The organism is Rhizobium sp. CIAT894 (genome assembly GCF_000172795.2).
GTDB lineage: Bacteria > Pseudomonadota > Alphaproteobacteria > Rhizobiales > Rhizobiaceae > Rhizobium.
This window is the reverse complement of record NZ_CP020947.1, coordinates 2616141-2638466: the sequence shown is the minus strand read 5'-3', so window position 1 is coordinate 2638466 and position 22326 is coordinate 2616141. Positions and strand designations below refer to the sequence as shown.

Annotated in this window: 23 protein-coding genes; 12 read left to right on the top strand and 11 right to left on the bottom strand. The window is 60.0% G+C overall.

Translation table 11 applies throughout. From position 1 onward, the window contains the following. Position 1 precedes the first annotated feature (1 nt). The 3 genes from RHEC894_RS13115 to RHEC894_RS13105 all read right to left on the bottom strand — a co-directional run bounded on the left by RHEC894_RS13115 (position 2) and on the right by RHEC894_RS13105 (position 1263). Complete coding sequence (locus RHEC894_RS13115) at positions 2-469, bottom strand: DUF3828 domain-containing protein (protein WP_085737587.1); 468 nt, start codon at positions 467-469, stop codon at positions 2-4. A 78-nt stretch (positions 470-547) separates the two neighbouring features. After that, on the bottom strand, positions 548-934 hold the full coding sequence (locus RHEC894_RS13110) for a GNAT family N-acetyltransferase (protein WP_085737586.1): 387 nt from the start codon (positions 932-934) through the stop codon (positions 548-550). Positions 935-1002: 68 nt separating this feature from the next. Continuing rightward, a complete protein-coding gene (locus tag RHEC894_RS13105) occupies positions 1003-1263 on the bottom strand; it encodes a hypothetical protein (protein ID WP_010066276.1) in 261 nt (86 codons plus the stop codon). 505 nt (positions 1264-1768) lie between these two features. Between RHEC894_RS13105 and tnpB the strand changes: the two genes are divergently transcribed. The 3 genes from tnpB (at position 1769) to RHEC894_RS33905 (ending at position 4059) form a co-directional block, all read left to right on the top strand. Then, a complete protein-coding gene (tnpB, locus tag RHEC894_RS13095; protein ID WP_010069755.1) occupies positions 1769-2116 on the top strand; it encodes an IS66 family insertion sequence element accessory protein TnpB in 348 nt (115 codons plus the stop codon). A gap of 72 nt (positions 2117-2188) precedes the next feature. Further along, positions 2189-3754: an IS66 family transposase gene (locus RHEC894_RS13090; RefSeq protein ID WP_010069756.1), complete on the top strand. Its 1566-nt coding sequence runs from the start codon at positions 2189-2191 to the stop codon at positions 3752-3754. After that, on the top strand, positions 3754-4059 hold the full coding sequence (locus tag RHEC894_RS33905; protein ID WP_010069757.1) for a hypothetical protein: 306 nt from the start codon (positions 3754-3756) through the stop codon (positions 4057-4059). Before RHEC894_RS13090 ends, RHEC894_RS33905 begins: the two co-directional genes overlap by 1 nt. 66 nt (positions 4060-4125) lie before the next feature. Here RHEC894_RS33905 and RHEC894_RS13080 read toward each other — a convergent pair whose 3' ends face one another. From RHEC894_RS13080 to uvrB, 3 genes are all read right to left on the bottom strand, one after another. After that, a complete protein-coding gene (locus RHEC894_RS13080; RefSeq protein ID WP_085737585.1) occupies positions 4126-4527 on the bottom strand; it encodes a hypothetical protein in 402 nt (133 codons plus the stop codon). Beyond that, positions 4511-5695: an XRE family transcriptional regulator gene (locus RHEC894_RS13075; protein ID WP_085737584.1), complete on the bottom strand. Its 1185-nt coding sequence runs from the start codon at positions 5693-5695 to the stop codon at positions 4511-4513. The genes RHEC894_RS13080 and RHEC894_RS13075 overlap by 17 nt, the downstream gene beginning before the upstream one ends. Positions 5696-6289: 594 nt before the next feature. Next, positions 6290-9370, bottom strand: coding sequence for an excinuclease ABC subunit UvrB (gene uvrB, locus RHEC894_RS13065; protein ID WP_085737582.1), 3081 nt, complete (start codon positions 9368-9370; stop codon positions 6290-6292). Positions 9371-9693: 323 nt separating this feature from the next. Here uvrB and RHEC894_RS13060 point away from each other — a divergent pair, with 323 nt between their 5' ends. Then, positions 9694-9948 carry a DUF982 domain-containing protein gene (locus RHEC894_RS13060; RefSeq protein ID WP_348630141.1) on the top strand — a complete coding sequence of 85 codons (255 nt, stop codon included), beginning with the start codon at positions 9694-9696 and terminating at the stop codon, positions 9946-9948. A 161-nt stretch (positions 9949-10109) separates the two neighbouring features. On the opposite strand, the gene RHEC894_RS13055 is transcribed toward RHEC894_RS13060, so the two are convergent. Then, positions 10110-11849: a rhomboid family intramembrane serine protease gene (locus RHEC894_RS13055; RefSeq protein WP_085737581.1), complete on the bottom strand. Its 1740-nt coding sequence runs from the start codon at positions 11847-11849 to the stop codon at positions 10110-10112. A gap of 454 nt (positions 11850-12303) precedes the next feature. Here RHEC894_RS13055 and RHEC894_RS13050 point away from each other — a divergent pair, with 454 nt between their 5' ends. Continuing rightward, the gene (locus RHEC894_RS13050) at positions 12304-12693 is read left to right on the top strand and encodes a hypothetical protein (protein ID WP_085737580.1); all 390 of its coding nucleotides are present in this window, start codon (positions 12304-12306) and stop codon (positions 12691-12693) included. Positions 12694-12741: 48 nt separating this feature from the next. Here the strand turns inward: RHEC894_RS13050 and RHEC894_RS13045 are convergent, their stop codons facing one another. Beyond that, on the bottom strand, positions 12742-13197 hold the full coding sequence (locus tag RHEC894_RS13045; protein WP_010066983.1) for a DUF805 domain-containing protein: 456 nt from the start codon (positions 13195-13197) through the stop codon (positions 12742-12744). 150 nt (positions 13198-13347) lie between these two features. Next, positions 13348-14115, bottom strand: coding sequence for an adenylate/guanylate cyclase domain-containing protein (locus tag RHEC894_RS13040; RefSeq protein WP_085738967.1), 768 nt, complete (start codon positions 14113-14115; stop codon positions 13348-13350). A 224-nt stretch (positions 14116-14339) separates the two neighbouring features. Here RHEC894_RS13040 and RHEC894_RS13035 point away from each other — a divergent pair, with 224 nt between their 5' ends. The 4 genes from RHEC894_RS13035 (at position 14340) to RHEC894_RS13020 (ending at position 16613) form a co-directional block, all read left to right on the top strand. After that, on the top strand, positions 14340-15125 hold the full coding sequence (locus RHEC894_RS13035) for a DUF899 family protein (protein ID WP_085737579.1): 786 nt from the start codon (positions 14340-14342) through the stop codon (positions 15123-15125). Between the two features lie 82 nt (positions 15126-15207). Then, a complete protein-coding gene (locus RHEC894_RS13030; protein WP_085737578.1) occupies positions 15208-15576 on the top strand; it encodes a DUF4087 domain-containing protein in 369 nt (122 codons plus the stop codon). A gap of 336 nt (positions 15577-15912) precedes the next feature. Further along, on the top strand, positions 15913-16290 hold the full coding sequence (locus tag RHEC894_RS13025; protein WP_085737577.1) for a response regulator: 378 nt from the start codon (positions 15913-15915) through the stop codon (positions 16288-16290). A 71-nt stretch (positions 16291-16361) separates the two neighbouring features. Then, entirely contained in the window at positions 16362-16613 is a 252-nt protein-coding gene (locus RHEC894_RS13020; RefSeq protein ID WP_085737576.1) for a hypothetical protein, read from the top strand. Positions 16614-16767: 154 nt separating this feature from the next. Here the strand turns inward: RHEC894_RS13020 and RHEC894_RS13015 are convergent, their stop codons facing one another. Next, positions 16768-17682 (bottom strand): LysR family transcriptional regulator, encoded by a 915-nt coding sequence (locus RHEC894_RS13015; protein WP_085737575.1) that lies wholly within the window; start codon positions 17680-17682, stop codon positions 16768-16770. Between the two features lie 101 nt (positions 17683-17783). On the opposite strand from RHEC894_RS13015, the gene RHEC894_RS13010 reads away from it, so the two are divergent. The 3 genes from RHEC894_RS13010 to RHEC894_RS13000 all read left to right on the top strand — a co-directional run bounded on the left by RHEC894_RS13010 (position 17784) and on the right by RHEC894_RS13000 (position 21258). After that, positions 17784-18665 (top strand): NmrA/HSCARG family protein, encoded by an 882-nt coding sequence (locus RHEC894_RS13010; RefSeq protein ID WP_085737574.1) that lies wholly within the window; start codon positions 17784-17786, stop codon positions 18663-18665. A gap of 122 nt (positions 18666-18787) precedes the next feature. After that, on the top strand, positions 18788-19588 hold the full coding sequence (locus tag RHEC894_RS13005) for a class I SAM-dependent methyltransferase (protein ID WP_085737573.1): 801 nt from the start codon (positions 18788-18790) through the stop codon (positions 19586-19588). Between the two features lie 416 nt (positions 19589-20004). Beyond that, on the top strand, positions 20005-21258 hold the full coding sequence (locus RHEC894_RS13000; RefSeq protein ID WP_085737572.1) for an MFS transporter: 1254 nt from the start codon (positions 20005-20007) through the stop codon (positions 21256-21258). Positions 21259-21307: 49 nt separating this feature from the next. Here the strand turns inward: RHEC894_RS13000 and RHEC894_RS12995 are convergent, their stop codons facing one another. Further along, entirely contained in the window at positions 21308-22264 is a 957-nt protein-coding gene (locus tag RHEC894_RS12995) for an RDD family protein (protein ID WP_010068352.1), read from the bottom strand. Positions 22265-22326 lie beyond the last annotated feature (62 nt).

Genomic DNA, 22326 nt, shown 5'->3' with positions numbered 1-22326 from the left:
TCTACTGCGCATCCCCCAGCAACGCGCTGAGGCTCCACGGATTATCCCCCTTCTGGTTGGCGATGTCGTCGACCTTCCAGCCGCCGTGTTGCCGCACCAGCGTGTAGAAGAGCGTCACCTCTTCGCCGTTTTCGAACTGCACCTCCACCTCGGCCTTGTCGTCAAGCAGGATGGGCTGGCCGATCCTGACGTCGCTCGCCGTGCCATCCTGGCCCGCGATGACGGGATCGAAGTCGATCGCGCCGACATCGCCCTCGGGTGTGTTGTCGAGGTCGGCCTGGAGGAGCTCATTGAGATGGTCGGAGAAGAAGATCGAGTAAGGCGAGGGCGCCTCGGCGTCGCTGTTGTCGGTGTTGTAACTGTAGAGAGCCTTGAGCAGCGCCTTCGGTGTCTTGTAGGTCTCGGCCGATGCGGGCAAAGCTGCGAGCGTTGAGATGGCAAGGGCCAGGATGAATTTGGGCAGGCGCATGCGGGCTCTCCTCGGATGACGAGAAATCATAACCGAAACGGGTGTCGAGGTGGAGCTGCATTTTTTGGGGCCTCGGGCTCATGCGAGCTTGATGAGGCCCGCCGCGGTGGGGGTAAATCCGCAGGCGCGGTAGAAGCCGATCAGGTGCGGTTCGAAATCGACATGCAGCCATTTGGCGCCGCGCTCGCGGGCAACTTTCATCGCTTCCCTGACCAGCAGCGTGGCGATCCCCTGCCTACGCATCTCGGGATGAACTGAGGTGTCGAGGAGGAAGGCATGAATGCCGCCATCCCAAGCGACGTTGATGAAGCCGACGAGCCTGTTGTCGTGATAGGCGCCGATATGGGCGAGGCTGCGGGAGAGGATGGCGGTGAAATCCCGGCTGTGCGGGCTGCCCCAGGCGGCGGAAAAGAGGGCGTCCAGTTCGGCCGAGGCGGGGAAGGGATCGATGCGCAGTTTTAGCATGGGCGGTTGCCTTCGTTCAGCGGGCGTGGACAGGCTATACCCTCACTATTCATCACCCCGCAGCCCACTCAAACTCCGTGGCTCCTCGCCCTGCTGGTCGGCGATTCTTCCACCCTCCAGCCGCCATGCTCCTTCGCCAGCGAATAATAGAGCGTCACCTTTTCGCCGATGCGAAACTCCACCTCAAGCTCGGCCCGGTCGTCTACGAGGATGAAGAAAACTGATTTAGGGCGAAGGCCGTCGCCCTCGGCGCTGTCGGCATCGTAATTGTAGATTGCCTGCAGCAGCGCTGCATCAGCAACAGTCGTCCGATACCAAGAAGCGGCCAATGCGATATGTATAGGTCAAGCCAAGGATGTAGGGTGAGCGTCCGGTGAGCGGATTTTGGTTCGGCGCGGAATTGGCGCAAGTTACGACACAGATGATTCATTTGTGACGTAACAGGGTATGAATGGCCAAGGTTGAGATCCTGACGGGTGCCGAGCGACAACGTCGATGGTCCACTGAACTGAAGCTTTTGATATTGCAAGAAGCGTTCGGCGTGGATGGCAGCGTTTCGGATGTAGCGCGCCGGCACGACGTTCTTCCGCAACAGATATACGCTTGGCGAAAGAAGTTCTCGCGACCCGAATTGAACCCTCCACAGACCCCATCGTTCATCCCGGTGTCGCTTATCGGAGCATCGGAGAGCGTGAGTGACGGTTCCAAGAGGAGCGATGCTCGGTCGAGATGCAAAGACGTTGAAATCGTCCTGAGGAATGGCCGCTTACTGAGAATTGCAGCGGACATGGATCTCGAAGTGCTATCGTCGCTTGTTGCTTGTGTGGAGGCAGCATGATCGGGCCTTCTGGAAATGTGCGGGTTTATCTGGCCTGCGGAGTGACCGACATGCGGCGTGGCATTGATGGACTGTCGGCGTTGGTTGAGGCGGTCATAAAGGAGGCGCCGGGTTCTGGCGCGATCTTCGGCTTCCGCGGAAAACGCGCTGATCGGATCAAACTTTTATGGTGGGATGGCCAAGGGTTCTGCCTGTTTTACAAAATTTTGGAACGCGGATACTTTCCCTGGCCGACGGCGAAAGATGGCGTTGCGCCCCTGACGCAGGCTCAGCTTTCGATGCTTGTGGAGGGGATCGACTGGCGCCGACCTGCGTGGACTTCCGCGCCCGGTCGAACGGGTTAAAAGCTATATTTTGCAAGGACATCCGGGGCATGATGCTAGCGTTTCCGGCGCAAATCGGCTATGTATGCGGGCATGGAAACAACGCCGCTGGACAGTCAGGACGAGCTATCTGTATTGCGCGCGCTCGTTGCTGAACAGGCGGGGAAACTTGAGAGCCAAGAAGCCGAAGTCTGCAAGCGCGACTCCATTATCGGGCTTCTGCGCGCGCAGCTGGAGTTGCTCCGACATCGGCAGCATGGCGCTTCTTCGGAAAAGATCGACCGGAAGATCGAGCAATTTGAACTGATGCTGGAGGAGATCGAGGCCTCCCGTGCCGAGGCTGAGATGCGCTCCGGGAAAGCTCCTTTGCCGGAGTTGGATGACGCACTAGACAAGCCGAAGCGCAAACCATTGCCGGATGGTCTTCCAACCGAAGAGCTGGTCTATGCAGCACCCTGCAATTGTCCGACCTGTGGTGGCACATCGTTCCTGAAGGCTGCTGACAAGATGGTCCAGGTGATGGAGCACGTGCCGGCGTCCGTAAAGATTGTCCGCCATATCGAAAAGCGCATGATCTGCAGGGACTGCGATACGACGGTGTCTGGCGAAATGCCGACCTTGCCGATCGAGCGAGGCAAGCCCGGACCGGGATTGCTCGCTCATATCATGGTCGCCAAATTCGACGATCACATCCCGCTCTACCGCCTATCCGAGATGTACGACCGGCTGGGAATAGACATCTCCCGCTCTGTCATGGCGGACTGGGTCGGCCGTGTGTCCGTTCTGCTGACGCCACTCGTCTTGCTGATCAGGGCCCATATTGCGGCGGTCGACCGAATACATACGGACGATACCCCGGTCGATGTTCTCGACCCTGGGCGAGGAAAGACCAAAACCGGCAGGGTGTGGGTCTATGTCTTCGATGGCAGCGGCTATCGAGACCCCACTCCAAGGGCCATTGCCTACTACTATAGCCCCGACCGCAAGGGCGCGCATCCGGCCGACCATCTCGCTGCCTTCAGCGGCGTGATGCACGCGGATGGCTATGGTGGCTATAAGAAGCTCTACGGCAACCAGATCGTCGAGGCCGCCTGCATGGCGCATGTGCGCCGCAAGTTCCATGATGTGATCAAGCTGAAGCCATCCCCGATCGCTGACGAAGCGCTGTCGCGCATCGGTGCGCTCTACGATATCGAGGATCGTATCCGCGGCATGTCGGCTGACCAGCGGCGTACACTGCGCCAGCAACACGCCAGGCCCCTTCTGGCGGACCTCAAGCGCTGGATAGAAGAGACGCTTTCGGCGCTGCCACAGAAGCAGAAGCTGGCTGAAGCGATGCGATATGCCCTCTCGCGATGGACAGCGTTGAGCGTTTACATCGACGATGGCCGTGTCGAAATCGATAACAACATAGCTGAACGAGCCATGCGTCCGCTTGGAATCGGAAGAAAAAACTGGCTATTTGCCGGCTCGGATAAAGGCGGCGAGCGCATCGCCAACATCCTGACCATTATAGAAACGGCCAAACTCCATGGCCACAATCCCGAGACCTACCTCACAGACGTCCTGACCAGGATCCAGGATCACCCCAAAGATCGCTTTGAGGAACTGCTGCCGTCGCAGTGGGCGCCAGCGAAAGACCGATACGAGGCTGCGTGATGGCACGCTCGAGGTTCATCTATACGCTGAAAGAAGTCGCCGGCATGATCGGCGAGAACCTCGAATTAATCGAGGAGGTGACCGCCAACTCGGACAATATCGCCGAGGGCGAATTGATATATGTCCGCGATGGCAGTGAAGATGGCACAAAAGGCCTGACCGAAAATGGAATTGACGACCTTCGAGATCTCTTGGCCGACATACGGACGTGGGATGGTGGAATCCGCCAGTTCCTTGTCGATGAACAATGCGATCCCGAAATGATCGAGCGCATCATGGCCGATGAGCTAAGCCGCAAGTTCTAAAACGCGCCTCGTAGACCGCAAAAATGCATTCGCCGGACGCTCACGATGTAGGTAGCAAAAATCGCTTCAATCGTAACGCTGATACTCGTTTCCGAATACGTTGCTAATTTGCTCTATTTCGTCACTTTTTGAATGGCCATTTGCGATTAACAATACGCGTTGTAGTCGAACAGCGATCGCATGTTTATATAAATCCTCACTGCTGCTGTCGTTGAAGTTTTTAATGGCAGTTAAAGCGCCAACCCTTTGTCCGACAGATTCAAAATCTTCCACTTCGACTTCATGTGTCACTAAACCTGCGGCCTCCAACTTTGCGAAAGCGTCAGGGTCATATCGCCTGAGTTTTTGTGCTTCATACTCGCCCAACCCGAACGGCGAATGCGCGACGCAAAGATGATTGCAGTTTCCATGGTCGTCAACGAGCGCTGCTACCCGCTCCGCCATGCAGAGTTCAAAAAGCGACGGCATGAGCGCTTACTTTCATCAGTGATTTCTCTTTCGCGATGGTCATTAAACCATCGATCCTTTTCTTCGACAGGCCGGTGTGCTCGAAAATTTCGAATGTTGTTGTAAGGCCTTGAGCTAATGCCGAAGTTAAGACAGTGACAGCTCTAGAGCCGAGATAGGCCAGATCAATCACACCTGGTTCAGGACCGTCTTTCCCGCCGCCACCAGTCGGCTTCTGGGAATCGAGAAAACTGTCTTTACCGAAGCCTGCGATAAACTGACGTGGATAACCGCCATCCACATATCCAAGCTTCGCGAGTCTGACCAACATGGCGCTAACGCTGGTCTTGAAGATATTAGACAATCTTGTTGCTGAGGAGACAGCCAGATTGTATTCGAAAAAGTGAAACTTATGCTGACTTATCACGTCAATCAGTTCATCGCGGGGTATCAGCAGTGATGCAGCGAAGTCGTTAGCAAATATCTCAATTTCGTTGTCATATTGATAGTTATTAGTAATCGCGGATCTCTTGCCAAAGATATGAGAAAGTTCATGGGCAAGCGTAAACGATTTAGCGCCGTGATTCCTCTTTATCGAGTTTATGAAAATTAAATTCGAAGTAAAACTTTCGTGGTATATGGCAAATCCATCGATATCAGTCGAAAAATTGTGATCTTGAACTACGTATATTCCTATATCTTCTATGCGACTTCTGAATAATTTATAAAATTCTGCCTTGTCTTTGGCTTCCTGACGTAGTTTGTTCAGTTGCAGCGTTTGATTTACAGATGCCGCGAATTGTTCTGGATTTGAGTTTGTATCAAAGTCATACAAACTTTGAGGCGCATCCCAGTCTAGGCGCTTGTAGAGGGTTGCCAAGAAGTCACGGATATCGATGATGTGCTGAAATCTGTGAGTATCTTTGCCGTATTTGAGGACAGCGGATTCCGAAGCTCGAAAATCCATGATCAATGAGGGCGGAACATCAAAATCAATCACGAAGAATGCATGAGGCGGAACAGCTAAACGCTCAGCTAGCTTGATGATCTGATTTTTCGTTGGGACGTTATCGCCGTTAAGAGTCGATTGTAGTTTCTTGGCGCTCATGCCGGCCGCACTAGATGCTTCGGCGGCGTTGAGCCCTCTTACGGCTATCAGCTTTTGTAACATCGAGGGATTGAATGTCATCTGAAGTCTGTGACGGTTTGGTGTTCACTGCTTTACAAGCGAGCTTGTCTACAGCCGTAGGTGTCTCGCTCGCGTTCCCGATTCTATCACAGATTATAGAGAGCAAGAGTTTAAAGATTGTTCAAGAGTGTAGGCGCGTCTTGGGGAAGAATAAAATCAAAGCGGATCGCGTCGCTTTCCGGGATGTTGGTTTGGTTCTAACTGGATACCAGTTCTTTATAGAGCGTCTTTCCAGGCTGAACGCAGTATTGATGATATTGTGCGCCGTCATCGGGATAGCTGCGTTCTCGCTAATAATCACATCAACGTTAAGCCCCACATATTGTGTGCCGTATTGGGTCTGCCTCGTTACGCTTTCGGTAATCGCTTCGCCATTCTCATTTGGCATGTTTTATCTACTATATTGGTTCGACAAAACTAGCCCGGTTAGGGCGATGTTGCGTTTCTATGATCGTTATTTTTGACGGTGCCGGAGAATCCATTGGCTTGTCTTGAATGACCGACCAAAAGGATCACAATACCTGGACGCATTCATATTTTGGGTAGTTGGGGCTTATGAACGCCCTCATCTATAGACTCTATGGGAAGTAGTTATCACCGCCCCGGCCGCCCGGTCTTACCCTTCGTCCGCCCCTTGCGCTTCTGCTCGCCCGGGTCCTCATAGTTTCCAACGCCCGTCTTTCCCCTGACCACCGGCCGCACGTCGTCGCGTTCCGGCTGATCTTCCAATAACGGCGAGAACCGCTTCGTGCCCTTGGCGACGTCCGGCTTGTCAGGCACGTGACCGGTCACCGGTTTTTCCGTGCGGCCGACGGTCATTTCGTCGAGGGTGTTGCGGCGGAAGAGGCTCTTGTTGTCGCCGGGAGTGGCGACGTGGCGGCCCATTTCGTCGAGGTCCGGTTTGCGAAAGAGGGGTGTGGTGGTATCGGTGCCGGGGCCCATGTCGTCTAGCGTTGGTTTGGCGAAATAGGAGGGTGTGGCCCCCTCATCCGCCCTGCCGGGCACCTTCTCCCCCGTGGGGAGAAGGGACTCGCGGGTCGCTTTGGCATTCCGCTTGATGCCTTCCATCGCCTTCGACTCTTCGCGGGCCATCGGGTCGTCCATGACAGCCAGTTCGGCGGCCTTGAGGCGTTTGATTTCGTCGCGGAGGCGGGCGGCTTTTTCGAAGTCGAGGTCGGCGGCGGCGTCGCGCATGCTCTTTTCGAGCGCGTTGAGATGGGCCTGCAGGTTGTTGCCGACGAGGTTGCCGCCATCGGCGAAGCCTTTGCCTGCGGCGCCCGAGATGTCGGCTCGGACGTGGTCGCGCTCGTAGACCGAGTCGAGGATATCGGAGATCTTGGCCTTGACCGACTCCGGCGTGATGCCGTTTTCCAAGTTATAGGCCATCTGCTTTTCGCGGCGGCGGCCGGTTTCCTCCATGGCGCGCTTCATCGAGCCGGTGACGTTGTCGGCATAGAGGATGACCTTGCCGTCGACGTTACGCGCGGCGCGGCCGATCGTCTGGATCAGCGAGGTCTCGGAGCGCAGGAAGCCTTCCTTGTCGGCGTCGAGGATGGCGACGAAGCCGCATTCGGGAATGTCGAGGCCTTCGCGCAGGAGGTTGATGCCGACGAGTACGTCGAAGGCGCCGAGGCGGAGATCGCGGATGATCTCGATACGCTCCAGCGTGTCGATGTCGGAGTGCATATAGCGCACGCGCACGCCCTGCTCATGCAGATATTCGGTCAGGTCTTCGGCCATGCGCTTGGTCAGCACGGTGCAGAGGGTGCGGTAGCCTTTGGCGGCGGTTTCGCGGATCTCGCCGAGTACGTCGTCGACCTGGGTGCGGGCCGAGCGGACCTCGACCGGCGGGTCGATCAGGCCTGTGGGGCGGATGACCTGTTCGGCGAAGACGCCGCCGGATTGTTCCATTTCCCAGCCGCCCGGTGTGGCCGAGACGGCGATGGTGTCGGGGCGCATGGCGTCCCATTCCTCGAAGCGCAGCGGCCGGTTGTCCATGCAGGAGGGCAGGCGGAAGCCGTATTCGGCGAGCGTCGCCTTGCGCCGGAAGTCGCCGCGGTACATGCCGCCGATCTGCGGCACGGTGACATGGCTTTCGTCGATGAAGACGAGGGCGTTGTCGGGGATATATTCGAACAGCGTCGGCGGCGGATCGCCGGGGTCGCGGCCGGTGAGATAGCGCGAATAGTTCTCGATGCCCTGGCAGGAGCCGGTGGCTTCAAGCATCTCGATATCGTAGCGGGTGCGCTGCTCCAGGCGCTGGGCCTCCAGCAGGCGGCCGGCCTTCTCCAGCTCGGCGAGGCGAAGGCGGAGCTCCTCCTTGATCGATTTGATGGCGCCGTTCAGCGTCGGGCGCGGGGTGACATAGTGCGAATTGGCGTAGATCTTCACCGATTTCAGATCGCCGACCTTCTGGCCGGTCAGCGGATCGAATTCGGTGATGGCGTCGATCTCGTCGCCGAACATGGAGATGCGCCAGGCGGCATCCTCCAAGTGGGCGGGAAAGAGTTCGATCGTGTCGCCGCGCACGCGGAAGGAACCGCGGGTGAAATCCATGTCGCGGCGCTTATATTGCTGGGCGACAAGGTCGGCCAGCAGCTGGCGCTGGTCGAGCCGGTCGCCGACCGACATCTGGAAGGTCATCGCCGTATAGGTTTCGACCGAGCCGATACCGTAGATGCAGGAGACCGAGGCGACGATGATGCAGTCGTCGCGTTCGAGCAGCGAGCGCGTCGCCGAGTGGCGCATGCGGTCGATCTGCTCGTTGATCGAGCTTTCCTTCTCGATATAGGTGTCGGAGCGCGGCACATAGGCTTCCGGCTGGTAATAATCGTAGTAGGAAACGAAATATTCCACCGCATTGTCGGGGAAGAAATTCTTGAATTCGGAATAGAGCTGGGCGGCCAGCGTCTTGTTCGGCGCCAGGATGACGGCCGGGCGCTGCGTCGCCTCGATCACCTTGGCCATGGTAAAGGTCTTGCCGGAGCCGGTCACGCCGAGCAGCACCTGGCTGCGGTCGCCATTCTCCAGTCCCTCGACGAGATCGCGGATCGCGGTCGGCTGGTCGCCGGCCGGCTCGTAATCCGATTTCATCAGGATGCGGATGCCGCCTTCGGATTTGTCGGGTCGGGCAGGGCGGTGCGGCGTCCAGATCTTGCCGTTCTTGTGCAGCGGATTGCCGCTCTCGATCAGCGCCGACAGTGCCTCGACCGTCGCGGTGACACCACCGGGCGAGATGCTGCCGGCATCCTCGAGCGAGATGTCGAGACCCGCCACAGGATTGAGGCCGGCGGCGGCGCGCGTCTTCGGGTCGGAGGAGCCGCCGATCGAGACGCCGCGCGCGGTCTTTGAAGCGCTCACGCTGCCGGCGCTCTGCGCCTTCGCTCCGCGGGGGCCTCGCATCGGCTCGGACGCCCGTTCGGGCTTGCGGCCTTCGGCCGATCGCGCGGCGACGGCTTCGGCGTGCTTGCGCGCCTCGTTCTCCACCTTCTTGCGGTGCTTGCCGGCCTTAGAGGCGATTTCGCGCTGGCTTTCGACGCCCGCTGCTTCGGCATCCGCCTCCAACTGCTTCACCCAATCGGCGACGGAGCCGGAAAGCGGCGCGCCCTCGAAGGACGACTGCGGGGCTTCCTCGAAGCCATTCGGGGCGGGGGATTTCTTCGGAGATTTGGCCATGGCGCGAATATGGAGAGAGTCAGCGCGAAAGGGAAGAGGCAAAGAGTACAAAAGGGAAACGAACGAATCGTTCGGATTGGGTGAATAATTGCCGCCTCTGGATGTTGGCGGCTGTCTCGCGGGGGGGCTTTTGAGCGCCGGCGCCGCATTCTCCAACACTCCTCATTCCGAGGCGCGCAGCCCATCGGGCGAAGCCTCGAAGGACGCGCCGCAGCGATGCTTCTTGCATGTTGAACGCCGGTGAGGCTGTCGAGCACACACTGGAACCGAGATCGGCATTCCGCCGTTAGTCTGCAGTCAATCCAGTTCCAGGTGCTGCTACCATCAACGACCATTCCGCCTTCTGGAAGAAACCGATTTCGATCGATCTTGATACCGGGAAACGGCTGATTCTCCGCTCACCGGAGGATGCGCTTTATGCACTGGTCTCCGACTGGCCGGTCAATGGCGTTGTCCATCAGCAGAGGGCGATCGATTTCTGCCGTGCCTGGCTTGCGGGCCGCATGCCGGCCGAGACAGTGCGTCAGGCCTTTATCCTCGCAGCACTGGAAGCCGGCGTGGCGATCAATGATGATTAGGGGGAGTGAAAGCTCCGCTTTGAAGCAGCCGCCAGAGGGACTTGCAACACGAGATGATATTGTACCTGAAGAGGAACGATTATCGCTGCCACGATGAACGGCTGCGTTACTACGATTTTCTGGAATGACGCAACATGGAGGACTGAGGACGCGGCGCGGCCTCATTTCGCGTCGAGCCTGGCCAGTTCGCCGCGTGCTCCATCATATTCGATGAATGTTCTTGGGCAGGATGTCAAAGCGGCCTGGAACCTGCGGCGCGCCTCATCTCTGGCTCCGGCTAGCAGATACCATTCGCCAATATAGAAGATCGACTCGCAGGTCTGGTTGCTGTCGGCCGCTTTCGCCGTCAGCTCTCCCGGCGTTAGTTCGCGGAGGAAAAGACGATAGATGGGATAGGGCCAGGCTGCTTGATCGATCGCGCCGGCTGCAGCCCTGAGCTCATCGAGCGCTTTCGGATCGCCGCCCCGGCTTTGAGCAATGAAACGCCAGAGACGAAAATAGGGGGCGGTGCGCGGCTCCTCGTTTGCCAAGACGGCAAACCCCGTCGCGGCCTGCTCGTACCTTCCCCCGAAATAGTTGGTCATCGGGTCGTTGACATAGAATTGGCGCGCATTGGTGATAGGCCAAAGCGACCCGGCCGCGATGAGGACGAATGCAGCGCTGAAGGCGATCGCGGCTGCGCCGAAACGCGGTGTCGGGCGTTCCCGCGGCCAAAGGGTCAACAGCAGGAGCGAGAGCGCCGCGCCGGTCACCGCGCCGCCGAAATGGCCGGCATAGTCGATGGTCTGCCCCTCCTTCGCCGCAGAGAGGAACGGCAGCAGCGAGGGAACAAGAATCTGGATGGCGCCCACCTGCAGGGAAGATGCGACCGGCGTCGACCGGAAACGAATGCTGCCGGCGATCACGGCGGCGAAAAGCCCGACAATGCCGCCGGAAGCGCCGACGCCAACCGTATTGACGTCGTTGATCCAGACCGACGCAATGGAGCCGCCAAGGGCGCTGGCGAAGAAGATCGCCGCAAACCAGCGCCAGCCGATCAGCCGTTCGAACAGCATGCCCGCCATCCACAAGCAGAAGCAATTGGAGGCGAGATGAACGATGCCGGCATGCATGAAGGGGGCGGTAAACAGCCGCCACCACTCGGCGCCCTCGACGATGCTCGGGCGAAACGTGCCGCCGAGCACCAGCAATGTGCGAATACTGGGAGAGCCGGCCCTCGATGCTTCGACGCCGAAGGCGAGTTCGCCGGCATAGACGGCGACGAGAACGGCAAGAAGAGCATAGGTGAAGACGGGATAACGGGCGCCATCGAAAGCGGGTTCCGGCACTTCGTCTTCTTCCTCCTCGACGGTCAAACCGGCTTCCTGCAAGGCTTGCCATTTGGCCTCGAACGCTTCGGTCGCCACTTCCGCGAATTCATAGAATATGAAGTTCGAACGGCCCCGCAACATATGCAGAGGGATGCCGACCTTGAGGCGCGAACCAACGAACCACTCCGGCAGCCTGGCGGCCAGCCCCCGTCTGATCAACGCCTTGGCAGCGCCGGGATCAAGGTGGAGGACTATGGAATCTGCACCTTTGCTCTGGAATCTTTCGAAGCTCCGGATGTCCGACCAGCGTATGATCTGGTCGGGGAAATTCGGCAGCCGGACGCCGGCGGTCGATATGACCAATCCTGGCCCCCTGGAAAAGAGCTTCGGCACGAGCAGTAGTGCGAGGAGGCCAAAGAACACTGCGCCCAGCAGCGAGAAGAACCAGACGGCATGAGGGTCCTTGTCCTTCGGCGGATGGAAGCCCAACAGGATGGCCCCGGCCGCGATGGCGATCAAAATCAGGATGATGAGCAGCAATTTGCCTTTGTTGTAGACGTATTCCGATCTGCGCAATTCTTCCGGCTTCATTCAAAATTCTCACTGAAAAGGTATTCATGGCACCGCGCTGATCCGAGATCGCAAGCGAGTGATTTCCGTATCAAGAAGATTTCCCCGAGAGAGACTATCTACTTGCAATAGAATTTTGCAAGCCGGGCTTCGAAGAACTCGAACGCGGATGCGAATGACGGTCGGCCGGTGGGCGCGCCATCCTCTGAAGGTCTCAACTTTATACATTGCCGATCGTGTAGAATGCCGCGGGCAGGCGCGTCATCATCCTTGCACGCCGGAATCCGGCGTGGGGATCAAGGATGGATAACGAGCCCCAAGTTGCAGTGGAGCGCCGCAGCCATATCTACACGTCACGCGGTAACATGCACAGCGTCAGCATTGTTTGATTTCATGTATTGCAAATATTATTCCCGCTGTGTTTGTAGGAATGCGCAGCGTTTATCACGCTCCGATTCTTTGGAGATTCACCTGAATGAGAGTAAAACTTCTTGCCTGCGCTGCCCTGCTGATGCTGGCCGGCTGCAACGCCCCTGTGTCGCAATCCGTTGCAGATTCCCAGCGTCCGCCCTCGAGTGACGTCCGGCAGAACTTCGTCAACATTATATTCAAGAAAGTTTATAGACACGAAGCGGGGGAAGTCGTCTGGGCGCGGATTTCCAGCGTGGTTCTGCTCGATCCTGAGAAGAAGATCTATGCTTACTGTGTACGCGTCGTGCCTAAGCACAGCTGGGGAGACTGGGCCTATCTCGGCGTCTCCTTCACGGATAGCCAAATCCTAGGGGCGACGGCGAATGACGATCGCTGCAAAGACAAGCGGCTGCACTACTACCCGTTTCCTGAGATGAACGGCATGAAGACCTGAGTCACCACGCCGGCCGCAATGCGAAAACATATTCTCACGGTCGACGCCTCAGAACGCGGACGCCCTGGAGTCTGCCGCAGCCGGCGCTTTGCAATACCAGGCGAGGACGACAATCGTTCCGATGGGAACCAACAGCGCAAACAACTGGAACCAGCCGCTGCGGTTGATGTCGTGCAGTCGGCGGGTGGCCATGGCGATTGACGGGAGGAACACCGCCAGCGACCAAATTCCGCCCAAGGCTCCGGTTGGCTCGATAAGGTACAAAGCGAAGCTGACGAGAATGACGAAGAGCGTCGAAAACCAGAATTCCGATCGGCTCGCTCTGCCGTTGAAATCCACATATTTCCTGAAGAAACTGCTGATCGCCTGGCCGAAACCCATTGCCTGCGGCAGGTCACCGAAACGGTTCGGCCCGGCCGCCGGTTTTTTAAAGGCGAGGATCAATCCCACGCTGAGCGGGACCAAGATGACCAACCAATGGAACAGAGAAAAACTACCAGCCATAAGATAACCCCGACGATTTAAACGGCTTAACGATAAGCAACGTTCGTTTCGGGAAGATTAATCGGCTTGCAAGCCTATACGTTCGGCAATCATAGCGTGAGAATCTACGACTGTCGCAATGAGGGAGAAGTCCGTGGCGCGAGCAGTCGTTCAGTGCTTGATCAGCACGCTCGCCCGCACCGGCTGTTCGATGCCCTTCAGCGCAAGCACGCGGGTTTCGGCGCCCGCCGCCAGGTCGGAAGCTTTCGCCGCCGTTTCCGCCGAGATCAGGATCTCGCCGGCGGCGGCCTGGGATTCGAGCCTGGCGGCCTGGTTGACGACGCCGCCGATGGCGGTGAAATCGCTGCGGAAGCTTGAGAATTCGCCGATCTGGACCTCGCCGGAATGGATGCCGACGCCGACGCCGAGGGTGCGGCCGGGCAGGGCCTCGAGCGCCAGGCCGTTCAGCGTCGCGGCGCAGTTGCGCTGGATCTCCTGGGCGGCCAGGATTGCGGCGGCAGCGTGATTCTTGCTGACGATCGGGAAGTTGAAGATCGCCATCAGGCCGTCGCCCATCTGCTTGTTGACGATGCCGTCATGCGCCCAGATCGCCTGGGCGCAGCGATCCTGGAACAGGCTGACGATCTCGCTCAGCTGCACCGCCTCGATGCGCTCCGACAGGTCCGTGAACCCCCTGATATCGGCAAACAGGATGGTGGCGTCGACGGTGATCTGGCGCTGCTTCTTGACGTACTGGAAAGAGCGCTCGCAGATCGTGCAGATATCGGGGTTCATCTTGCTGCGGGTGATGCCGAAGGCGCGGAAGGGAAGCGCGAGCGGGCCGCCGATCGGGATCGGCATATGCATCTGATCCCAGCAGCCGCGGCAGATCCTGGCGCTGCCGTGCCTGGCCGGCTCACTGGAAGAGGCTGTCGTCATATCGAACAATCCATCGCCTGATAGCCAAAGAACAAGCTTCCGATACTCGCCTGCTTTTGGCAACTCTCCAAGGCAGCACATGAATAGCGCCACACTTGTTACTCCCACTGGCCGAGATCGGCTGCCAGACTATCTCCCGCAACAGTGAACAGTGGCAAGCAGCGGACGTAAGCGCGCCTTGCCTGGCGAGGCACGGGCATTCACCGCAATCGGGAGATTTCAAAATGACCACAATAGCTCAAAACGGCGGCCAGCCGGCCATGCACAAGCCTGCGGTCGTGTCGGAGGCGGCCTGGGAGGCGGCCTGGAAGCAGATGCTCGTCAAGGAAAAGGCCCAGAGCCGCGCCCGGGATGCGCTTGCCGCCGAGCGCCGGCGGATGCCGTGGATGGTCGTGGAAAAGGATTACGCATTCGAAGGGCTGCAGGGCAGGGTCAGCTTGGGCGACCTGTTTGAAGGGCGACACCAGCTCATCCTCTATCGCGCCTTCTATGAGCCCGGCGTCTTCGGCTGGCCGGAGCATGCCTGCCGCGGCTGCTCGATGGTGGCCGACCAAGTCGCCCATGTCGCCCATCTCAACGCCCGCGACACCACCCTGGTCTTCGCCTCGCGCGCGCCGCAGGCCGACATTGTGCGGCTGAAAGCACGGATGGGCTGGACGCATCCGTGGGTGACGATCACCGACAGCTTCGACAAGGACTTCGGCGTCGACGAATGGCACGGCACCAACGTGTTCTACCGCGACGGCGAACGCATCTTCCGCACCTATTTCGTCAACAACCGCGGCGACGAACAGATGGGCAGCACCTGGAACTACCTCGATATCACGCCGCTCGGACGCCAGGAAGTCTGGGAGGATTCGCCGGAGGGCTATCCCCAGACCCCGACTTACAAGTGGTGGAACTGGAACGATGCCTATGTCGCCGACGCAGAGCCTGACAAGAAATGGGTCGAGGTTTCCGATGCCGGCGAGGCCGCCTTCCGGGCGGAAAGCGCGAACGAGAAACCGTGAGCGAAATTGATCGGCGCAGCTGCAAGGCCATTGCCCCGTCTACCGCAGTGCATGCATAGTGGCCGGCGATGCGGAGGGGCCGATGAAGAAATTGCATGCGTTTATGGTGATGACGCTTCTCCTGCCCGCCGCGGCGCATGCCGAACGCCGCTGCGGCTGGCTGGACAATCCCTCGATGGCCAAATGGTTGCTCATCGATGCCGGCGGCGGCTGGACCATCATGGACAATGGCAGCGGCTACAAGGCGGCCGAGGGAATGGACAAGATCCCGCACCTGACGGATAGCGAATTTGTCTACACCTATGCCGCGCATGGTTATGCCTGCGCCTGCATGGACGTCGACACGGACGGCGAGGAAGGGATCACCCGCATTCACTCCGTGCGGCAATTGCCGCTCTCGCGGTGCCGCAACGACCCCGCCATCAGCGGGTTCTTCGATAAGGAACAGTGATCGGGCAGGCTGTCGCTGCCGGGCGTCGAACCTCCGAAACGGATGAAGCAAACGTTCGCTATCGTACCGGGGCGGGTGCGGCAGGAACCTCGGCGTCCGCGTTTCGTTCGAGTGGGCTCACAGGAGAAGACGATGCCGCCCTTTGCCCACCCGCACCCCGCGCCGGGCGATGTCACGGCAGCATCGCGCGGTAGCCGCACATGACGCTTGCAGAAATCAGTTACAATTTTCGGCACGTATTCCTTTTGGATGGGAAACATTCGAGAGGAAGTTGCGTTGTACCGGTTGCCGGCGGTGCGACCGTCGGTTCGGTCGCCGATGCGAGGAGGATGGTCCATGAAGGTCATGATCGTTGAAGACGAGGGCCTTATCGCCCTGGAACTCGAGCGCATCGCGCAGGATGCCGGGCACCACACCGTCGGGCCAGTTTCGACGATAGAACAGGCTCTCGCCTACGCCCCGAGAAGCGACGTCGCGCTCGTCGATCTCAACCTTGCCGACGGGGCGAGTGGCGCGCAGCTTGCCCGCCGGCTGATCGACCGCTACGGCGTCGACGTCATCTTCGTCACCGGCAGTCCGGAGAGCGTGGGAAACGGCATCGAAGGCGCGCTCGATATCATCGCCAAGCCCTTCACCGACGAGAGGATCGCCGATGCGCTCTCGCGGGCACAGTCCCTGCGCAGGGACTTCGACGGCAGGAACGCCGTTTCCTGATATCGCAGCCTTTTTGTGATAAGAAGAGAGCGGCGGCATGCCGCCGCCGGCGCCTTGCGGAGGAAGCCCAGATGAAGCGCGCCCTCATCGCCATTGCCCTCATCCTCGCCGGCTGCGCCAGCGCTGGCGAGGCGCCACAGCCGCTCCCCGGCAGCCTCACCTATGGCAAGGTCATCCATTCGCCCTATCGTCCGGGAACGGTGGTCAAGAACAGCTTCCTCGGCGACTTCGGCTACCGCGTGTTCGAGACCTATGTCGTCCAGCCGGACGGGACGCTGAAGCTGACGATGCAGAGCACGGGGCCGGATTTCTTGTGGCAGTGAGCGTGTGCGTCTCCTGAAATGCACAATCGCCGTGCTCGATAAGGACGTGCGGCGCGTCAAGGCACATCGCCGCGGAAGTCGAGGCCTCGATCAGGAGAGCGGATCGAAAGCCTCGACGGCAAGGTGGTGCTGAAGGAGGTGTAACGGGCTACCGCTACAGGATGGCGAAGTCGTCGCTGCCATCGGCTCCCGCGTTCAACCGCCTAGCGGCGAGTTCGATAAAGGTCTTGACCAGAGGCGGCAGGTGCCGGCTGCTGGGATAGACGACGTGCAGGCCGCCGACCGGGGTTGTGTAACCGTCGAGAACGCGGCGTAGCCGCCCATCCCTGATGCAGGTATTGGCGACCCCATGGGGCAGTCGGGCGATGCCATAACCGGCGATCGCTGCGGCCATGACCGCCTGCATTTCATTGGCGGCGAAGCGCCCCGAGACCGAGACCGTTTCCTGTCCGTGCGGGCCTTCAAGCAGCCATTGCGTATGGGTGGATTGGCCGGCGACAACGCAGTCGTGGCGGACGAGATCTGCCGGGCGATCGGGCGCGCCGTAGCGGGCGAGATAGTCGGGGCTCGCGCAGAGCAAGCGATGGGTAGAGCCGAGCTTGCGGGCGATCAGTGTCGAATCTTCCAGAATGCCGGTGCGGAAGGCGAGGTCTATGCCGTTTTCGACGAGATTCAGCCTGTCGTCGGTCAGCCGCAACTCGACCCTCGACTTCGGGTAGGTCGCCAGAAGATCGAAGATCGCATCCTGCAGGAAGTGGCCGCCGAAGCCGACCGGCGCCGATATGCGGATCGTGCCGGCGGGCTCCGTCCTTACTTCCGCAAGACGCAGGTTGGCGCCTTCGATCGTGCGGAGCGCCTGGCTGCTTTTCTCGTAATAGAGGCGGCCGGCATCCGTCGGGCTGAGGCTGCGGGTCGTGCGCTGCAGCAGGCGCACGCCGAGTTCGCGCTCGAGAGCGGCAATGCGCCGGCTGACCGTTGTCTTCGGCATGCCGAGCAGGCGCGCCGCGGCGGTGAAGCTGCCGGCTTCAATGACGCGGGCGAAGATCACGATATCGTTGAGGTCGAGCATTGTATCCTGAAATGGCACGATGTTTCTCAACTATAGGCTATTATGGTTCAATGCGACAAGCCCTAACTTTGCTCCATCGGTCACAAACAAGGAGCAGACAGATGAGTGACATGAGAAGGGTTCTGGTCACCGGCGCCACCGGCCAGCAGGGCGGCGCGGTCGTTCGCGCCCTGATCGCGCGGGGACACCATGTCAAGGCGATCTCGCGCAAGCCGGATAGCGAGGGCGCAAAACGGCTGGCCGCGGCTGGGGTCGAGGTCGCCGCCGGCGATCTCAACGATGGCGCATCCGTGGAGAGGGCGGCTGAAGGCTTCGATACGATGTTCCTGATGGGCGACAGCTACGAGTCCGGGACGGAGGCCGAAACACGCCAGGGTATCACCGTCGCCAATGCGGCGAAGGCCGCGGGCATCGTACACCTGATCTATTCCTCGGTCGCCGATGCCGACAAAAAGACCGGCATTCCGCATTTCGACAGCAAGTACCTCGTCGAAAAGCATATTGCAGGCCTCGGCATTCCCTATACGATCAGCGCGCCCGTCGCCTTCATGGAAAACACGGTGGCCCCCTGGGCGATCGATGGGCTTCGCCAGGGCGTCTATGCCGCGGCCCTGCCGCCGACCCGCCTGCTGCAGCAGATCACCATCAAGGACATCGGCGCTTTCGTCGCGGCTTTGGCCGAGCGGCGCGAACAGGTGTTCGGCAAGCGTTTCGATATTGCTGGCGACGAATTGTCCGGCGAGCAGCAGGCGAAGATCCTGTCCGAGGCGCTCGATCGGCCGATACGCTACCAGGAACTGCCGATCGCCGCCATGCGGCAGCAGAGCGAGGACGCGGCGCTGATGTTCGAATGGTTCGACCGCACCGGTTACGACGTCGACATCGCTGCCCTGCGCCGCGATTTCCCCGATGTCGGTTGGCACAGCTATGCCGATTGGGCGCGCGGCTTCGACTGGAGCGTTCTCGGCAAGGCATCCGCCTGATACACTCTCCGTCGTTCCCGGCCCGAACCGGGGACGACGGGGAGCCCGACCCGCCTCGCGCAAGGCGGCGGATCGCTCGGCTCTGCGGCGACAGATCATCGTCCTTGAAGAGGGAGGCTTCGATGCCGTCGAGTTTCAATGTCGAAAGTGCGGATGGTTATGAAAGGCTGATGGGGCGCTGGAGCAAAAGGCTGGCGCCGATGCTGATCGATTTCGCCGGATTGGCGGATGGGGATCGTGTGCTCGATGTTGGCTGCGGCACCGGCAGCCTGGCGTTTACGCTGGCGGAAAAGCCGAGTTTGCGGGAGATCGTCGCGATCGATTATTCACCGGTTTTCGTCGAGGCGGCGACACGACGCAACACCGATCCGCGGATCACGATCCGGCAGGCCGATGCCTGCGCACTGCCGTTCGAGGATAGCCGCTTCGACCGGGCGATGTCGCTGCTCGTGCTGCATTTCGTGCCGGAGGCGGGCAAGGCTGTTTCGGAAATGGCTCGTGTCGTGCGCCCGGGCGGTGTGGTGGCCGCCACCGTCTGGGATCATTACGGCGGCATGCCGGTCATGCGGATGATGTGGGACACGGCTGTCATGCTCGACGAGGAGGCGCTGCCGTTGCGTCGCAAATATTGTTTCCAGCCGATGATGCGGCCAGGGGAGCTGAAGCAGAGTTTTGTCAGCCAAGGTCTTGTCGACGTCGAGGAGACGTCGCTGCTGATCCGGATGGAATACGGCTCCTTCGAGGACTATTGGGGGCCGATCGCCGTAGGTGAGGGGCCGCTCGGCAAGTATGTCTGGGGGCTCGAGTCAGCGAAGCGAAAGGCGCTCGGCGTTGCCATGAGAGCCGCGTATGAAGCCGGCGAGCCGGACGGGCCGCGGTCGTTTGCGTCGGTGGCTTGGGCGTGCCGGGGTAGGGTGGCTTGAGTCACGTTGAAGGATACGCCGACGCTTAAGAGAGCCTCATCCTGAGGCGCCCCGCAGGGGCCTCGAAGGACGGGGCGGGTGCGCTGGGCGGTTGTGGTTGCAAGGCGCAATGTTGAGGCGTGTGCTTCGAGGCTCCGCCCTGTCGGGCTGCGCGCCTCAGCATGAGGGAGGTTGGTGGGCGCCGCCCCGCGGATAGGAGCGCCGAGAGGTGCCCCCACCGAGCCGCCGCTCTCGATCACGACAAACGTGATGGAACCCGGCCAGCATTGCTGCCGTTGTTTCCGCTGTCTCCGATTGCGAATGCGCTTTCCCGCAACCGCAGCCCCTGACAGCCGCAACCCGCCCGGTTCGGGCACCCCTTCCGACGGCATCCGGAATTGACCGCCTCGCCGCCGCTTTCGGACGGAGGAATTCATATGTCCGCTTTGGAAAGCCTGCGCCGGCTGACGCCGCAGCAGCGCAACACCGTCATCGCCAGCTATCTCGGCTGGACGCTCGATGCTTTCGATTTCTTCATTCTCGTCTTCGTTCTCAAATATATCGCCGAGGAATTCCACACCGACGTCCCCGCCGTCTCGGTGGCGATCTTCCTGACGCTCGCCATGCGGGCGCTCGGCGCGCTGATCTTCGGGCTGGCCGCCGACCGCTACGGGCGGCGCATCACGCTGATGGCCGACGTGCTGCTCTATTCGCTGTTCGAATTCCTGACCGGCTTCTCCACCGGGCTCACCATGTTCCTGGTGCTCCGGGCGCTCTATGGCATCGCCATGGGCGGCGAATGGGGCGTCGGCGCCTCGCTCGTCATGGAGACGGTGCCGGAGGAGAGTCGCGGCATCGTCTCGGGCATCCTGCAGGCGGGCTATCCCTCGGGCTATCTGCTTGCCTCGATCGTGTTCTTCCTGCTCTTTCCCATCATCGGCTGGCGCGGCATGTTCTTCGTCGGCGCGGTGCCGGCGCTGCTGGTGCTCTACATCAGGCGCAATGTCGAGGAGAGCCCGGCCTTTCTCAAGCGGAAGGCGGCGGGACGCCGGCCGTTCCTGACGGTTCTGCGAAAAAACATTCCGCTGTTCATCTGGGCGGTGCTCCTGATGACGGCGTTCAACTTCTTCAGCCATGGCACGCAGGACATCTACCCGACCTTCCTCGAGACCCAGCGCAACTATTCGACCCATACGGTCGGCGCCATCGCCATCGTCTACAATATCGGGGCGATCTGCGGCGGGCTTTTCTTCGGGGCGCTGTCGCAGCGGATCGGCCGCAAGCGGGCGATCGTCATCGCCGCGCTGATCGCCGTGCCGGTCGCGCCGCTCTGGGCCTATGCGCCGGGGCCGGTGCTGCTTGCGATCGGCGCCTTCCTGATGCAGTTCTTCGTTCAGGGCGCCTGGGGCATCGTGCCGGTGCATCTGAACGAGCTGTCGCCGGACGAGGTGCGCGGCACCTTCCCGGGCTTCGCCTACCAGCTCGGCAACCTGCTCGCCTCCGGCAACGCGACGCTGCAGGCGGGCCTCGCCGCCCGTTGGGATGGCGATTACGCCTATGCGCTGCTGATCGTCGCGGCTGTCGTGGCGCTCGTCGTCGCCCTGCTCGCCGGCTTCGGTTACGAGAAGAAGGATGTGCGCTTCGGCTCGGAGGAGGGCGAAGCGCCGCATGGCGCGATGCACAGCGCCTGACTTCTTTTCGATGGAGGCTGCGCCAAGGGCGCGGCCTCCTATTCGCTGCTCAATACGGTACTCTCAGGCAGGCCCTTCGCCTCCGGCGGCGGCTGCCGCGAATAGGCGCCAGCCTGCGGTACATCCGCGGCTTGTTTTGCCTGGTCCGTGCTTCAATGGGACGGCTCGCCTCCAGGGGCGACACGACTTTGCAGGCGCAGATGCGATCGTAAAAGACCTGTCCTTGCCAGGCGACGAACGGCAACAGCCACCAGGCCATAACCGCAACTGTCAGTATAACATAGTATCCTGCCCCGCCATCGTCGGGGATGGTATATCCGTCGCGCATCATGCGCAGCAACGTGTCGAAGTCTTCCGTGGGAAGAATTGGAAACAGTGAAAACACGAACACGGTCACGCTGAAAAACAGGCTAGGACTAAATTTCAGGAGCTCGCGTTTGAATGTGGTGCCGATGGCGGGATTTTGCCCATCGACAGACTGGACCTTCAAGCCCGCGAGCGACTTTCCGATCGTGCGGCGGCCATTTGCGGAAAAGTAAGCGAACGCCCCCGCGACGAATACGGTGTTTGCTACGCCTGATATTAGGATGGAATAGGCGGGCAACGGTGTGGTCACCGGATTGTCGTGAGCGTCAAGGGGAAAGGTCGGCATATCAGTCCAGACCCAATGCTCTGTATCTTCCGCAGCACCTGTCTGGAGGTATCTCTGCTTTCCTAAAGCGATTTGCGTTACTTCGCAGATAGAGGTCTCACGGGATTCGTTTCCTCTCAATGGCCAACCGGCCTCAATTCGCTGCGCAAGCTGATCTGGGACCGTCACGCCGCACCACGTGGATGTCCAGCCAGGGAAACGGAAATCTAGGTGGAATGCTGCTGAAATATGGGAGACGACTATCAGGATGACTGCCTGGAAGATGATGAGATCGATGGTGAAAGCTTCGAGGCGTCGCCAAAAATAGCGAGGAGGTAAAGTAACCGGCTGCGGCATGTCGGGGGTGTGCGTCATCTGCTCTACAAACTATCGATGCCGTCTGGTCCGGCGCATGAATGCCTTTTCAACATTAAGTA

What these genes read in the sequence shown, in the direction of transcription:
- RHEC894_RS13020 (WP_085737576.1), top strand. Translation starts at nt 16,362, where the DNA reads ATGAAGCGCGCCCTCATCGCCATTGCCCTCATCCTCGCCGGCTGCGCC.
- RHEC894_RS13030 (WP_085737578.1), top strand. Translation starts at nt 15,208, where the DNA reads ATGAAGAAATTGCATGCGTTTATGGTGATGACGCTTCTCCTGCCCGCC.
- RHEC894_RS12995 (WP_010068352.1), bottom strand. Translation starts at nt 22,264, where the DNA reads ATGACGCACACCCCCGACATGCCGCAGCCGGTTACTTTACCTCCTCGC.
- tnpB (WP_010069755.1), top strand. Translation starts at nt 1,769, where the DNA reads ATGATCGGGCCTTCTGGAAATGTGCGGGTTTATCTGGCCTGCGGAGTG.
- RHEC894_RS13005 (WP_085737573.1), top strand. Translation starts at nt 18,788, where the DNA reads ATGCCGTCGAGTTTCAATGTCGAAAGTGCGGATGGTTATGAAAGGCTG.
- RHEC894_RS13115 (WP_085737587.1), bottom strand. Translation starts at nt 469, where the DNA reads ATGCGCCTGCCCAAATTCATCCTGGCCCTTGCCATCTCAACGCTCGCA.
- RHEC894_RS13025 (WP_085737577.1), top strand. Translation starts at nt 15,913, where the DNA reads ATGAAGGTCATGATCGTTGAAGACGAGGGCCTTATCGCCCTGGAACTC.
- RHEC894_RS13090 (WP_010069756.1), top strand. Translation starts at nt 2,189, where the DNA reads ATGGAAACAACGCCGCTGGACAGTCAGGACGAGCTATCTGTATTGCGC.
- RHEC894_RS13110 (WP_085737586.1), bottom strand. Translation starts at nt 934, where the DNA reads ATGCTAAAACTGCGCATCGATCCCTTCCCCGCCTCGGCCGAACTGGAC.
- RHEC894_RS13015 (WP_085737575.1), bottom strand. Translation starts at nt 17,682, where the DNA reads ATGCTCGACCTCAACGATATCGTGATCTTCGCCCGCGTCATTGAAGCC.
- RHEC894_RS33905 (WP_010069757.1), top strand. Translation starts at nt 3,754, where the DNA reads ATGGCACGCTCGAGGTTCATCTATACGCTGAAAGAAGTCGCCGGCATG.
- RHEC894_RS13075 (WP_085737584.1), bottom strand. Translation starts at nt 5,695, where the DNA reads ATGACATTCAATCCCTCGATGTTACAAAAGCTGATAGCCGTAAGAGGG.
- RHEC894_RS13010 (WP_085737574.1), top strand. Translation starts at nt 17,784, where the DNA reads ATGAGTGACATGAGAAGGGTTCTGGTCACCGGCGCCACCGGCCAGCAG.
- uvrB (WP_085737582.1), bottom strand. Translation starts at nt 9,370, where the DNA reads ATGGCCAAATCTCCGAAGAAATCCCCCGCCCCGAATGGCTTCGAGGAA.
- RHEC894_RS13080 (WP_085737585.1), bottom strand. Translation starts at nt 4,527, where the DNA reads ATGCCGTCGCTTTTTGAACTCTGCATGGCGGAGCGGGTAGCAGCGCTC.
- RHEC894_RS13055 (WP_085737581.1), bottom strand. Translation starts at nt 11,849, where the DNA reads ATGAAGCCGGAAGAATTGCGCAGATCGGAATACGTCTACAACAAAGGC.
- RHEC894_RS13000 (WP_085737572.1), top strand. Translation starts at nt 20,005, where the DNA reads ATGTCCGCTTTGGAAAGCCTGCGCCGGCTGACGCCGCAGCAGCGCAAC.
- RHEC894_RS13035 (WP_085737579.1), top strand. Translation starts at nt 14,340, where the DNA reads ATGACCACAATAGCTCAAAACGGCGGCCAGCCGGCCATGCACAAGCCT.
- RHEC894_RS13045 (WP_010066983.1), bottom strand. Translation starts at nt 13,197, where the DNA reads ATGGCTGGTAGTTTTTCTCTGTTCCATTGGTTGGTCATCTTGGTCCCG.
- RHEC894_RS13040 (WP_085738967.1), bottom strand. Translation starts at nt 14,115, where the DNA reads ATGACGACAGCCTCTTCCAGTGAGCCGGCCAGGCACGGCAGCGCCAGG.
- RHEC894_RS13050 (WP_085737580.1), top strand. Translation starts at nt 12,304, where the DNA reads ATGAGAGTAAAACTTCTTGCCTGCGCTGCCCTGCTGATGCTGGCCGGC.